The 12,820-nt window shown below is 38.8% G+C and carries 13 protein-coding genes and 1 riboswitch; of the genes, 11 read left to right on the forward strand and 2 right to left on the reverse strand.

Features of this window, described 5'->3' with window-relative positions; genetic code table 11:
* Positions 1–11: 11 nt before the first annotated feature.
* Both ABC382_RS20320 and ABC382_RS20325 read left to right on the forward strand, forming a co-directional pair.
* Positions 12–998 (forward strand): agmatinase family protein, encoded by a 987-nt coding sequence (locus tag ABC382_RS20320; RefSeq protein WP_274794291.1) that lies wholly within the window; start codon positions 12–14, stop codon positions 996–998.
* Between the two features lie 114 nt (positions 999–1,112).
* A complete protein-coding gene (locus ABC382_RS20325; protein WP_312505890.1) occupies positions 1,113–2,000 on the forward strand; it encodes a 5'-3' exonuclease in 888 nt (295 codons plus the stop codon).
* Between the two features lie 55 nt (positions 2,001–2,055).
* Here ABC382_RS20325 and ABC382_RS20330 read toward each other — a convergent pair whose 3' ends face one another.
* Entirely contained in the window at positions 2,056–2,559 is a 504-nt protein-coding gene (locus ABC382_RS20330) for a C39 family peptidase (RefSeq protein WP_322611053.1), read from the reverse strand.
* A 57-nt stretch (positions 2,560–2,616) separates the two neighbouring features.
* Positions 2,617–2,961, reverse strand: a complete 345-nt coding sequence (locus tag ABC382_RS20335; protein WP_274794288.1) for a thioredoxin family protein — start codon at positions 2,959–2,961, stop codon at positions 2,617–2,619.
* Between the two features lie 350 nt (positions 2,962–3,311).
* Here ABC382_RS20335 and ABC382_RS20340 point away from each other — a divergent pair, with 350 nt between their 5' ends.
* The 9 genes from ABC382_RS20340 to ABC382_RS20380 all read left to right on the forward strand — a co-directional run bounded on the left by ABC382_RS20340 (position 3,312) and on the right by ABC382_RS20380 (position 12,761).
* Complete coding sequence (locus tag ABC382_RS20340) at positions 3,312–5,696, forward strand: 3-hydroxyacyl-CoA dehydrogenase/enoyl-CoA hydratase family protein (protein WP_322605887.1); 2,385 nt, start codon at positions 3,312–3,314, stop codon at positions 5,694–5,696.
* Between the two features lie 49 nt (positions 5,697–5,745).
* On the forward strand, positions 5,746–6,918 hold the full coding sequence (locus tag ABC382_RS20345; protein ID WP_274794286.1) for an acetyl-CoA C-acetyltransferase: 1,173 nt from the start codon (positions 5,746–5,748) through the stop codon (positions 6,916–6,918).
* 218 nt (positions 6,919–7,136) lie between these two features.
* Positions 7,137–8,921 carry an acyl-CoA dehydrogenase family protein gene (locus tag ABC382_RS20350; RefSeq protein WP_322611052.1) on the forward strand — a complete coding sequence of 595 codons (1,785 nt, stop codon included), beginning with the start codon at positions 7,137–7,139 and terminating at the stop codon, positions 8,919–8,921.
* A gap of 198 nt (positions 8,922–9,119) precedes the next feature.
* Positions 9,120–9,476, forward strand: a complete 357-nt coding sequence (locus tag ABC382_RS20355) for an arsenate reductase family protein (protein ID WP_274794284.1) — start codon at positions 9,120–9,122, stop codon at positions 9,474–9,476.
* Positions 9,477–9,690: 214 nt separating this feature from the next.
* The gene (gene gcvH / locus ABC382_RS20360) at positions 9,691–10,071 is read left to right on the forward strand and encodes a glycine cleavage system protein GcvH (RefSeq protein WP_004228227.1); all 381 of its coding nucleotides are present in this window, start codon (positions 9,691–9,693) and stop codon (positions 10,069–10,071) included.
* Between the two features lie 91 nt (positions 10,072–10,162).
* On the forward strand, positions 10,163–10,504 hold the full coding sequence (locus ABC382_RS20365; protein ID WP_004228229.1) for a toprim domain-containing protein: 342 nt from the start codon (positions 10,163–10,165) through the stop codon (positions 10,502–10,504).
* A gap of 15 nt (positions 10,505–10,519) precedes the next feature.
* Positions 10,520–10,831, forward strand: a complete 312-nt coding sequence (locus tag ABC382_RS20370; RefSeq protein WP_274794283.1) for a thioredoxin family protein — start codon at positions 10,520–10,522, stop codon at positions 10,829–10,831.
* 56 nt (positions 10,832–10,887) lie between these two features.
* Positions 10,888–10,991, forward strand: a riboswitch (SAM riboswitch).
* A gap of 83 nt (positions 10,992–11,074) precedes the next feature.
* Complete coding sequence (locus tag ABC382_RS20375; protein ID WP_322611051.1) at positions 11,075–12,103, forward strand: methionine ABC transporter ATP-binding protein; 1,029 nt, start codon at positions 11,075–11,077, stop codon at positions 12,101–12,103.
* Entirely contained in the window at positions 12,093–12,761 is a 669-nt protein-coding gene (locus ABC382_RS20380) for a methionine ABC transporter permease (protein WP_312505881.1), read from the forward strand. The genes ABC382_RS20375 and ABC382_RS20380 overlap by 11 nt, the downstream gene beginning before the upstream one ends.
* Positions 12,762–12,820 lie beyond the last annotated feature (59 nt).

Here is a 12,820-nt window from a genome sequence, read left to right on the forward strand (position 1 = left end):
GGTAGAGAATAATGTTTATTCAACCGGAATGCCAGTGGAAGCAAGAAAATGGATCAGCAATGCATCAATGGATAAAGCAGCAAGCTAATCCGAATCCAAATGATGTGGATATTGTAATTTATGGTGCGCTTTTATCGTATGCCAGTGGAGGATCAACAAAAGCGCAATATCCAACTGAATTTCGTAAAGTGTGGCCTAGTTTTCAATCATATAATTTAGATGAACAGGTTAATTTACGTGCGCTGTCAGTCGTGGATATAGGAGATGTGGCGATTCATGAACAAGATCGTATGCTTTCTGAATCTGCCATCGAAGCAGCAGCGGAAAATTTAAGTATTGCTTTTCAAAAAAGCTTTACTTGTTTGATTGGAGGAGATCATGCGGTTACTGCCTGTTCCTTAAGAGGTATAAAAAATGCTTTTCCGCAAGATCGGATTGGCATTATTCAGATTGATACACACTTAGATGCAAGGAATCAAGAAGAGGTTGGTTTAGCACAAGATTCTCCCATTCATCAGTTAATGGCAGCAGGAGTTGTTGAGGGGAAACATGTGTATAATGTCGGTTTGCATGGCTTTTTCAATTCACCTGAAATGATTCATTACGCAAGAGAGCAAGGGATTCATATGATTACGTTAAAGCAAATGCGACGAGATGGTATACAGCTCACAATTCGTGAAATGCTTCGTCAGCTGATGTATGAAGTAGATCGTATTTATGTTTCAGTAGATTTAGATGCTCTAGATATTATGTTTGCTCGTGACGTTCCTGCAGCAACACCAGGTGGCTTAACGGCCTACGAATTATTTGATATTCTCAAGCTGATTGGAGAAAATGAAGGAGTTCGTCATATTGATTTTGTTTATGCTGATCCTAAGGAAGGAATGCTACGTCCGGAAACCGTTAAAATTGGGGTAACAGCATTTTTACAGTGGTTAACAGGCATTCAACTTGATCACCGTAATCGTATTTCAAAAAAAGGGAAGGTTACGCCGTAAAGTAATAGTATTTCCGTGTATTGACAATGCTGATTAGTGAAAGTTTGTTATAATGTAAAATAGGAAACATTTTATTTTATACAAACTTTGTATTTGTAATAGAGAGGAAATTATATGACAACAAAACCAAAACTATTGATTGTTGACGGTATGGCACTGTTATTCCGTTCATTTTTTGCCTCAGCTGCAATGGGACATTTTATTCGCTTGGCAGATGGGACACCGACGAATGGGGCCCAAGGATTTGTACGTCATGTTTTAACAGCACAATCAATTATGAAGCCAACGCATATGGCTGTTTGCTGGGATATGGGGGCACATACGTTCCGCAATGATTTATTTGATGGCTATAAAGCAAATCGCCCAGCCCCACCAGAGGAAATGCTGCCTCAATTTGATATGGCGAAAAAATTATCGCAGCAAATTGGCTGGCAAAATTTCGGTGTGAAGGGTATGGAAGCAGATGATTTAATTGGTTCCATGATTACTAAATGGCAGGATGAGGCAGATATTACGGTTATTAGTGGGGATAAAGACTTGCTTCAGCTTTTAAGACCTTCTACAGAAATTGCCTTTACGAAAAAGGGCTACACAGAGTACGATATTTATACACATACACGCTTTAAAGAAGAATATCGTATAGAGCCAACGCAGTTTGCACAGGTGAAAGCCTTTATGGGCGATACTAGTGATGGCTATCCAGGTGTCAAGGGTATTGGTCCGAAGCAAGCATTGACGCTCATTCAAACATATGGCTCAATTGACAAGATTCTAGAATCACTTGGTGAATTAAAGCCAGGCCAACGCACAAAAATCCAGGAAAATTTGGACATGCTAAAATTATCCCATGAGCTTGCAACTATTCAAACCGATGTACCAATTGAAGCAGATTTTGCAAGCCTAGCGTTACCAAGCTATGAACCACATATTTTTAAAGAAATAGAAGAGAGTGGCTACACGCTAATCGCCAAGCACGCACGCTCCTTGTATTCCCTTATTTAACAATGAACGCAGAGTATAGTAATATGCTCTGCTTTTTATTTTTTATAAATAAGCGCTATTGAGGTTTAATTTTAACAAACGATAACACCTTCTCATTATCTTTATAGAAAGCTCGACGAATAGTACTTTCATGATGAGGTCTACCATTATCATGAAAAATTAACGATAGGTCGCCATTTTTTATGTCATAGCCAATTAGCGGTACCCAATGATAGGCAAAGGTCGATTTTTTATCTCGCCATTGAAGGCTAAAGTAACGATCAAAACGCATAGCAACGGGACGACCGGCGTCAATCTCCTGTAAAGCTTCTTTTAATGAACAATTTCGAATATCCCAAGTTGGATATAGTCGATGGAGATTGTGGATAAGTCGCCATTTAAATAAGCCAATTTTTGTGCCACCGAGCAGCTTGTAGAGTTCATTTATTGAAGGGGCTGATTTGTTCAAAAAGTTTAATATAACGTGAATAGTAGTAGGTCCACAGGCAGATTGACGGAATCTTGGTGCAATCGATGTATCATATTGTGATGTACCGAGTAGAACTAATTGTTTGTGCATAACAATCTCCTTTTAAAAAGAGCTGCATTTCAAAAATGAAATGCAGCTCTTTGCTCTTTATTGTTGAGCAGATAAAAATTCTGTTACTTGCTGAGGTGTTTTTGCATTGGCACTGTGTAAATGTGCAAGTTTTTCACCGTTTTGGAAAATTAATAAGCTTGGGATTCCCATTACATCATATTTGTCTGCAATTTCTGGAAGCTCATCACGGTTTAGCTCATACCAGTCATATTGGTTGTACTCTTCAATGATTGGATCGATGAACATGTTCATTCGTGTGCAATCTGGGCACCAGCCAGCGTAAAATTTCACTAGTACTTTTTGGTCACCCGCGATTAGTTCATTAAATTGATCTGCTGTAGTAATTGTTTTCATTATATATTCACTCTCCTTGTTTTCCATTCTACACATTTTTCTCTTAACCTGAAAGTTTTCTGTTTGGCCGTTTTGATTGCTACTTATTGTCTGCTTTTAGCTCGTAAAAAACAGAAAAAGATGTATATTGCAAAAATAATTCTTGAAAAAAGATTGCTAAATTAGACAAAATAATCTACACTAAAAACAGAAAAGTAGTTTTATCTTCATTCATTAAAAAGTGAGTTAAGAACGAAGATAAGCCTTAGTCGGGCTTAGTTGCCTGGAATGAATTTCATCCAACAACAGGACGAAAAAACACTAAGGTACACTTGATATTTTTTTGGCCAAAAAATGAATGGCTATTCATTCAATGGGAGAATAAGGGGGAATTGCTTGTGACTTACAACATTAAAAAAGCAGCTGTTCTAGGTTCTGGGGTGATGGGCTCTGGAATTGCAGCACATTTAGCCAATATCGGTATACCAACATTACTATTAGATATTGCACCGAAGGAACTGACGCAAGAGGAAGAGGCAAAGGGTCTTTCTTTAGAGCATCCAGCTGTAAGAAATCGTATTGTAAACGGAGCTTTGCAAAAGTTATTAAAGCAAAAGCCAGCACCACTTACTTCTAAGAAAAATTTATCACTACTAACGGTTGGCAACTTTGAAGACGATCTAGGGAAACTAAAAGATGTAGATTGGATAATCGAAGTTGTAGTTGAAAATTTACCAATTAAACAAAGTCTCTATGAAAAAATTGATGCTGTTCGTAAACCAGGAACAATTATCAGTTCAAACACATCAGGAATTAGTATTAACGCAATGGCAGAGGGACGCTCAGACGACTTTAAAAGGCATTTCCTTGGAACGCACTTTTTCAATCCTCCTCGCTATTTAAAACTATTAGAAGTGATTCCTGCTAATACAACTGCGCCTGAAGTAGTTAGCTTCATGAAAACGTTTGGGGAAGATGTGCTTGGGAAAGGTGTTGTATTAGCAAAGGATACTCCAAACTTTATTGCGAACCGTATCGGAACGTATGGTTTACTTATAACTTTACAGGAAATGTTAAAAGGTGGTTATTCTGTTGGTGAAGTAGACTCTGTAACAGGTCCACTTATTGGTCGTCCGAAATCTGCCACTTTCCGTACACTGGATGTTGTGGGATTAGATACATTTATTCATGTAGCTAAAAATGTTTACGATCAAACAACAGGTGAGGAGCAGCAGGTGTTTGCTGTACCAGAGTTTTTACAGAAAATGGTCGCGAATGGCTGGCTAGGTGCTAAATCTGGTCAAGGGTTCTTCTTTAAACAAGGTAAGGACATACATGAGATTGATCCAACAACTTTAACTTATAGCCCGGTGAAAAAGTTGAAAACTCCTTCTATTGAAATGGCAAAACAAACGCGAGGCTTGGCTAATAAAGTCAAAGCATTAACATATGCGAAGGATCGTACAGGTGAGCTATTATGGGGAATTTTTGCACCAACATTAATTTATTCTGCTCAGCTACATGGTGAAATTGCGGATGATATCGTAGCCATTGACAATGCCATGAAATGGGGCTTCGGCTGGCAACAAGGACCATTTGAAATATGGGATGCTCTTGGCGTAAAAGACTCTGTAGCGAAAATGGAGTCAGAAGGTCGTGATGTACCTGCATTTGTTAAAGAGATGCTGGCAAATGGTTTTGAGACATTCTATTCTGAAATAGATGGCGATTTAGCTTATTACAATGGGTCACAATATGTGAAAGTGCCAGTTAATGAAAAAGAGATTAATTTAAAACGTTATAAGAAAAAGCATGGTGTCATTAAATCAAATACAGGTGCTAGTTTAATAGACTTAGGGGATGGTATCGCATTACTTGAATTCCATTCACAATCGAATGCAATTGGGTTAGATATTATCCAAATGATTAACTTTGCAATAGATGAAGTAGAGGCTAACTACAAGGGCCTAGTTATCGGTAACCAAGGGAAAAACTTCTGCGTTGGCGCAAATCTAGGAATGATTTTAGTAGAAGCACAGGATGATAATATCTTCGAGCTAGATTTCGTCATTAAGTCATTCCAAGATGCTATGCAAAAAATTAAATATTCCCGTAAGCCAGTTGTGGCAGCACCTTTTGCGATGACATTAGGCGGTGGAGCAGAGGTTTGTCTACCAGCTGCGCATATCCAAGCAACGATGGAAACGTATATGGGCTTAGTTGAAGTAGGCGTTGGTTTAATTCCTGGCGGTGGCGGAAATAAAGCGCTTTATCAAAAATTCCTTAAGGGCTTGCCAAATGGCGTAGAGGTAGACTATCAACATATTGCCAATAAAGTATTTGAAACAATTGCGATGGCTAAGGTATCAACTTCTGGCGAAGAAGCACGTGAAAATAACTTCTTAAACTTTGCAGATGGTATTTCCGTTAACCCAGATCATCAATTATATGATGCAAAGCAAGCGGCTTTAGCGCTTTATGAAGCAGGCTATCAACCACCTGTACCTACAAAAGTGCCTGTTGTCGGTGCATCAGGTTACGGTACATTACTCATCGGTGCGCAAGGGATGTTTGAGTCAGGCTTTATTAGTGAACATGATTTAAAAATTGCTAAAAAATTAGCTTATGTTATTGCAGGTGGTAAGGTTCCATACGGCACATTAGTTGATGAACAGTATTTATTAAACTTAGAGCGTGAGGCGTTCCTAAGCCTTGTTGCTGATCCACTTTCACAGCAAAGAATGCAACACATGCTGTTAAAAGGTAAACCACTTCGTAATTAATTGACGAAATAGATCAATCTTGCACATGAAACAAAGGGGGATTAATAGGATGCGTGAAGCCGTTATTGTAGCAGGAGCACGAACTCCAATTGGAAAAGCAAAAAAAGGTTCATTAGCAACGGTGAGACCAGATGATTTTGGTGCTGTTGTAGTCAAAGAAACATTGAAAAGAGCGGGCTATGAAGGACCGATTGATGATTTAATCTTAGGCTGTGCGATGCCAGAAGCGGAGCAGGGGATGAATGTAGCACGTAGTATTGGTGCACTTGCTGGGTTACCAGATACAACACCTGCTCTAACGATTAATCGATTTTGTTCGTCAGGTTTACAGGCGATTGCCTATGCGGCAGAACGAATCATGCTCGGACATTCCAAAGCGATTCTTGCTGGTGGTGTAGAGTCTATGAGTATGGTGCCAATGGTGGGAAATACACCACGCCTAAATCCAACGTTAGCTGAAACGGCTCCACAATATTATATGGGGATGGGCCATACAGCTGAGGAAGTGGCTCGCCAGTACAATGTTAGTCGAGAAGACCAGGATGCTTTTGCTGTTCGCTCACATGAGCTTGCTGAAAAGGCCATTAAAGAAGGTAAATTCAATGATGAAATTGTACCAATCGAAGTGGAACAGCATTATGTAGATGATCAAAATAAACCACAAGTGAAAAAATTCACATTTAGTATGGATGAAGGGGTACGTCCAGGTACATCTGTTGAAGGTTTAGCAAAACTACGTCCAGCTTTCCATGTAAAAGGTAGTGTAACGGCTGGTAATGCCTCTCAAACTTCTGATGGTGCTGCTGCTGTACTCGTAATGGACCGTGAAGAAGCTGTCAAGCAAGGGCTAACGCCAATGGCAAAATTCTTAGGCTTTGCTGTTGGAGGGGTACCGCCCGAAGTAATGGGGATCGGTCCAATTGTTGCTGTACCAAAAGCGTTAGAAATCGCAGGTTTATCCATAGAGGATATAGATTTATGGGAAATCAATGAAGCATTTGCTTCTCAATCATTACAGGTCGTACGTCATTTAGGGATCGACCAAGAAAAAGTCAATGTAAATGGTGGAGCCATTGCGTTAGGTCATCCGCTTGGTGCAACAGGGGCCATTTTAACACTTAAGCTTATTCATGAATTGAAACGCCAAGGTAAGAAATATGGCGTAGTGACAATGTGTATTGGTGGCGGTATGGGCGCTGCTGGGGTATTTGAAATTCTTTAATAATTTGCTAGATAAGCTTGAGGTGTACTGTTTACGGTTGCCTCCGAACATTGTATACATCAAGCTTTTCTATAGATATGTTAAGCCAAGAAACATGGTTTTTGGAGTGCAATCGAAGCGTCAGCTATCTCTTTATAGGGACGATGAATTTATGGCGCTGAGGTGTCACTTATTAGGGGATTAGACAATCAAAATAGATACATTGGGAGGAATTAAACATGACTGAAAAAACAACTGATTTCATTAAAGGCGGCGGATTTCTTATTGAAGATGTGGAATTAGATCGTGTATTTACACCAGAAGATTTCACTGATGAGCATAAAATGATTGCTAAAACAACAGAGGAATATGTAGCAAATGAAGTATTACCAGTAGTTGAAAACTTAGAGCACCATGAATTTGAGCATTCAGTGCGTCTTCTTAAAAGTGCAGGCGAATTAGGTTTACTTGGAGCAGATGTACCAGAAGAATACGATGGGCTTGGATTAGACAAAGTTTCTTCTGCTTTAATTGCTGAGAAAATGTCTGTTGCAGGTGGGTTCTCTATTACACATGGCGCTCATGTGGGGATTGGCTCATTACCAATCGTTCTTTTCGGTAATGAAGATCAAAAGAAAAAATATTTACCTAAGCTTGCCTCTGGGGAGTTAATTGCAGCCTATGCATTAACAGAACCAGGTTCGGGTTCAGATGCCCTTGGAGCAAAAACAACTGCGAAGCTTAATGATGCAGGAACACATTATATTTTAAATGGTGAAAAGCAATGGATTACTAATGCAGGCTTTGCAGATGTGTTTGTTGTCTACGCGAAAATTGATGGCGATAAATTCTCTGCATTCATCGTAGAACGTGCATTCAACGGCGTTTCAGTTGGCCCTGAAGAGAAGAAAATGGGGATTAAATCATCATCAACTCGTACATTAGTGTTAGAAGATGCGGAAGTACCTGTAGAAAATCTATTGGGTGAAATTGGCCGTGGGCATGTAATTGCGTTTAATATTTTAAATATTGGTCGTTATAAGCTGGGTGTGGGCACAATTGGTGGCTCTAAACGTGCATTAGAGTTAGCAATTCAATACACAAACCAACGTCAGCAATTTAAAACAAAGCTTTCTGATTTCAATCTTACTAAAGAGAAATTATCAACAATGGCTTCTCAACTGTATGCATCGGAATCTTTAAATTATCGTACGGTTGGTCTGTTTGAAGATCGTTTAAGTCAGTTAAGCCTTGAAGAGCAAAAGCAAGGAAAAGTGATTGCAGGTGCTATCGCAGAATACGCAATTGAATGCTCTATTGCAAAAGTGTTTGGTTCAGAAACACTAGATTACATTGCAGATGAAGCAGTACAGCTACATGGTGGCTATGGCTTTATGGCTGAATACGAGGTTGAGCGTATTTATCGTGATTCTCGTATCAATCGAATTTTTGAAGGTACAAATGAAATTAACCGCATGATTGTACCAGGCACATTTATGAAAAAGGCGCTAAAAGGTGAGTTACCACTATTACAGGTTGCCCAAAACTTACAGCAAGAGCTTCTAATGTTAATGCCAGAAGATATCGGTACAGAGCCACTTGCTCAAGAAAAATATTTAGTGAAAAATGCGAAGAAGATTGCTGTATTAGCAGCAGGTTTAGCAGCGCAACGCTTTGGTGCAAAGCTTGATCAGGAGCAGGAAGTATTAGTGAATATTGCGAATATCGCTAACCAATTATTTGCGATGGAATCGGCTGTTTTACGTACAGAAAAAGCAATTGCTCGTGATGGCGCTGAAAAAGCACATCAAAAATTGCTTTATACACAAATCTTCTGCCAAGAAGCATTTGCAGAAATCGAAAAAGAAGCAAAAGATACAATTCTTGCTTCAGCAGATGGTGATGCAGCGCGTATGACATTATCTGCGCTTCGTAAGCTAACTCGCAATAACCCATACAACTTAATTGCGAAAAAACGTGAAGCATCTGTAAAATTAATCGAAGCAGAAAAATATATCGTTTAATCATCAATGTAGCAAACTAGCTATCCTCTTTTGGGTGGCTAGTTTTTGCGATACCAATAAATTGAAAAATAGAGAATCATAAAAGTGACGGTTAAAAAAGCAAAACAGATGGATAGACTGATGAAAATGAGAGAAGTTCCTCCATTCAAAACAATTATGATGGTATACTACAGAAAAAGACAGTAGAGGAGCATATTAATGACTATTCAATTTATCCATTACCCTAAATGTACAACATGTAAAAAAGCGCAAAAGTGGTTAAATGATCATGAAGTTTCCTATGAAGAGGTACACATTGTAGAGCAACCACCTACAAAGGAAGAAATAACAGCTTTATGGCAGGCAAGTGGAATGCCTTTAAAGAAGTTTTTTAATACATCTGGTATGAAATATCGTGAGCTTGGTTTAAAGGACAAGCTGGCTGATATGACGGAAGAGGAACAGCTTGAGCTACTTGCTTCTGATGGTATGTTAATTAAACGACCTATCGTGACTGATGGAAAAAAAGTAACGTTAGGGTTTAAAGAAGCTGATTTTGAGCAAACTTGGAAATAGCCGTCTTGATCGTAATGAGGACTTACCTCTATTTGGAAGTGTAAGGCATGATCTGAATGAAAATAATGTCTCCGATGGATGTTTCTAATTTTTGAAGCGAACTCGAAAAAATATGCTTTCAATTACCTAGAGGTGTAATTGAATCTTGTTTTTATAGGAGAAGTATGGCACACTGAAAGTGAATATATTACATATTTATGGAGGGGTTTATTGCATGAGCACACCTAAAGACTTACGATACTCTGAAGAACATGAATGGGTAAAAGTAGAAGATGGAAAAGTACGTATTGGTATTACTCACTTCGCACAATCTGAATTAGGAGATATCGTTTTCGTTGAGCTTCCACAGGTTGGCGACGAAATCAAAACAGATGATCCATTCGGTAGCGTAGAATCAGTTAAAACTGTTTCTGAATTATATGCACCAATCTCAGGTACTGTAGTTGAAGTCAATGCAGATTTAGAAGATAGCCCAGAATTCGTTAATGAATCACCATATGAAAAAGCATGGATGATCGTTGTTGAGCCTGCTGATGCATCTGAAGTTGAAAAACTTATGACAGCAGAGCAATACGAAGAAATGATCGCTGAATAAGACAAGCTATAATCGAAAAACGTCGGAAACTACCGGCGTTTTTTGTTATATAATGACTTATAAGTGGGGATGTCTAATTGGAGGTGGCGTAATGTTCGAGGGAAAATGCTTGATCGTAGAAGGACGCTCAGATAAGCTACAAATTGAGCCTATTTTAAATGAGAATGTTACAATACTTTGTACGAATGGTACAATTGGTGTGCATCAATTAGAAGAGCTACTCGATCCTTATGAGGGCTGTGAGCTTTTCACTTTTTTTGATGCAGATACGTCTGGCGATAAGCTACGTGCATTAATGGACAGACATTATCCAGAGGCTGAGCATTTACGTACAATGCCAACATATAAGGAAGTAGAGACAACACCAAGAAAAGTGTTAGCGATGATTTTATTGCGCGCTCATTTCTCAATCCATAATGAATATATTTTGTAAGGTTGCGTGAAATCAATGGAAGAATGGTCAAAAGAGCAGTGGGAAGCGGCTATACAGTCGGGTGAAAAAGCTGCATTTTATTTATATACACCGATGTGTGGAACATGTGCGGTGGCATCAAAAATGCTGTCAGTTATTGAACAATTGCTGCCACAGCTTCAAATCGGCAAAGCAAATATCAACTTTCTAGAGCAGATTGCTTATGAGCATCAAATTGAAAGTGTCCCATGTTTACTTGTTACTGATGGCGGGAAAGTGACAGATAAAATTTATGCTTTTCAATCTGTACCTTTTTTGTACGAATTGTTAAAAAAATCAATTGACTGAACATTACTAGCGTGGTAAAGTATCAAATATATTACTAAAACATTAAATATATCGAACTCTTATGAAGAGCGGCGGAGGGAAGTGCCCTATGAAGCCCGGCAACCATCACCATGTGAAAAGGTGCCAAATCACCCAAAGATTTTTCTTTGAAAGATGAGAGAACGGTTTAACGTATCATACGTGACCCCTTCTACTTGTCTATGAGTGAAGGGGTTTTTTTATATAAGAAAAGGAGTATTCGCTATGATTCAGCTTCAAAATATTACGAAGAAATACAAAACAGCAAATGGCGAATTAACGGCAGTCAAAGACGTCAACCTTACTATAAATAAAGGTGAAATCTTTGGCATCATCGGCTATAGTGGTGCCGGTAAAAGTACCATGATTCGTTTATTAAATGGATTAGAGAAACCGACAACAGGAACGGTAACAGTAAACAATCTAGAATTTTCATCCATTAAAGGGCAAAAGTTAAGAGCTGCTAGACAAAAGGTAAGTATGATCTTCCAGCATTTCAATTTACTTTGGTCTAGAACAGTTGCTGAAAACATCGCTTTCCCTCTGGAAATTGCAGGTGTTCCAAAAGCTCAACGAGAAGGCCGTGTGAAAGAGTTAATCTCACTTGTAGGTTTAGAAGGACGTGATAAGGCATACCCATCACAGCTTTCAGGTGGTCAAAAGCAGCGAGTTGGGATTGCACGAGCATTAGCTAATAATCCAGAAGTTTTACTATGTGATGAGGCAACATCTGCACTGGATCCTGAAACGACAGATGCTATTCTTGACTTACTAGTTGATATCAATGAACGTTTAGGGTTAACGATCGTATTGATTACCCATGAAATGCACGTTATCCGTAAAATATGTCATCGTGTAGCCGTAATGGAGGCTGGTGAAATTGTAGAGCGTGGTGAGGTGTTGCAAGTTTTCCAAGCACCACAAGCAGCTATTACTAAGAAATTTGTAGCCCAGATTACCGACACAAAAGAAACAAAGGATACAGTGGAACAGATCAAAGCAAACTACCCAACTGGTCAACTTGTCAAGCTGATCTTTGTTGGTGAAAAAACGGAACAGCCCGTCATTTCACATCTTGTTAAAAAATTCGATGTGGAAGTAAGCATTGTTCATGGCAATATTTCGCAAACGAAAAATGGAGCATACGGTACACTTATTGTGCAAATTGATGGTTCTAAGGAAAATGTGGCTGATGCCCTACATTATTTAAATACAGTCGAAGTTCAAACGGAGGTGATCGCAAATGCTAACTAATCTCTTTCCGAACGTAGACTGGGAAAATATGTGGCAAGCTACGTATGAAACATTGTATATGACAGCTATTTCAACAGTTGTCACATTTATTCTTGGATTGGTTATTGGTATCTTGCTATTTTTAACAAGTCCTAATCAGTTATGGGCTAATAAAATTGTTAACTTTTTAACGGGGTCACTCGTTAATATATTCCGTTCCATTCCATTTATCGTATTAATTATTTTATTAATTCCATTTACGAAGTTTTTACTTGGGACAATTCGTGGAGCAAATGCGGCTTTACCAGCCTTAATTATTGGTGCAGCTCCATTTTACGCACGTATGGTTTTAATTGCATTACGCGAAATTGATAAAGGTGTCATTGAAGCAGCTCGTTCAATGGGGGCTAAAACGTCCACAATTATTTGGAAAGTCCTAATCCCTGAATCATTACCAGCTCTGATTTCTGGTATTACCGTAACGGCTGTAGCACTTGTTGGTTATACTGCAATGGCAGGGATTATCGGTGCAGGTGGTCTTGGAAACTTAGCTTTCCTTGATGGCTTCCAACGAAATCGCCAAGATGTGACATTAATGGCAACTATTTTGATCTTAGTAGTTGTATTTATCATTCAATGGATTGGTGATGTCATTACCGATAAAATCGATAAACGCTAGAAAGGCATTAGAGGTTATTCCGGTTCTTACCGCTAACATATTTCAAACAAAGTAAAAGG

Origin of the sequence: Lysinibacillus phoenicis, assembly GCF_047238325.1 — a bacterium.
GTDB classification, from domain to species: domain Bacteria; phylum Bacillota; class Bacilli; order Bacillales_A; family Planococcaceae; genus Lysinibacillus; species Lysinibacillus irui.

Excerpts from the sequence above, each read along its gene's own strand:
- ABC382_RS20320 (WP_274794291.1), top strand. The coding sequence starts at position 12 with ATGTTTATTCAACCGGAATGCCAGTGGAAGCAAGAAAATGGATCAGCA.
- ABC382_RS20325 (WP_312505890.1), top strand. The coding sequence starts at position 1,113 with ATGACAACAAAACCAAAACTATTGATTGTTGACGGTATGGCACTGTTA.
- ABC382_RS20330 (WP_322611053.1), bottom strand. The coding sequence starts at position 2,559 with ATGCACAAACAATTAGTTCTACTCGGTACATCACAATATGATACATCG.
- ABC382_RS20335 (WP_274794288.1), bottom strand. The coding sequence starts at position 2,961 with ATGGAAAACAAGGAGAGTGAATATATAATGAAAACAATTACTACAGCA.
- ABC382_RS20345 (WP_274794286.1), top strand. The coding sequence starts at position 5,746 with ATGCGTGAAGCCGTTATTGTAGCAGGAGCACGAACTCCAATTGGAAAA.
- ABC382_RS20350 (WP_322611052.1), top strand. The coding sequence starts at position 7,137 with ATGACTGAAAAAACAACTGATTTCATTAAAGGCGGCGGATTTCTTATT.
- ABC382_RS20355 (WP_274794284.1), top strand. The coding sequence starts at position 9,120 with ATGACTATTCAATTTATCCATTACCCTAAATGTACAACATGTAAAAAA.
- gcvH (WP_004228227.1), top strand. The coding sequence starts at position 9,691 with ATGAGCACACCTAAAGACTTACGATACTCTGAAGAACATGAATGGGTA.
- ABC382_RS20365 (WP_004228229.1), top strand. The coding sequence starts at position 10,163 with ATGTTCGAGGGAAAATGCTTGATCGTAGAAGGACGCTCAGATAAGCTA.
- ABC382_RS20370 (WP_274794283.1), top strand. The coding sequence starts at position 10,520 with ATGGAAGAATGGTCAAAAGAGCAGTGGGAAGCGGCTATACAGTCGGGT.
- ABC382_RS20375 (WP_322611051.1), top strand. The coding sequence starts at position 11,075 with ATGATTCAGCTTCAAAATATTACGAAGAAATACAAAACAGCAAATGGC.
- ABC382_RS20380 (WP_312505881.1), top strand. The coding sequence starts at position 12,093 with ATGCTAACTAATCTCTTTCCGAACGTAGACTGGGAAAATATGTGGCAA.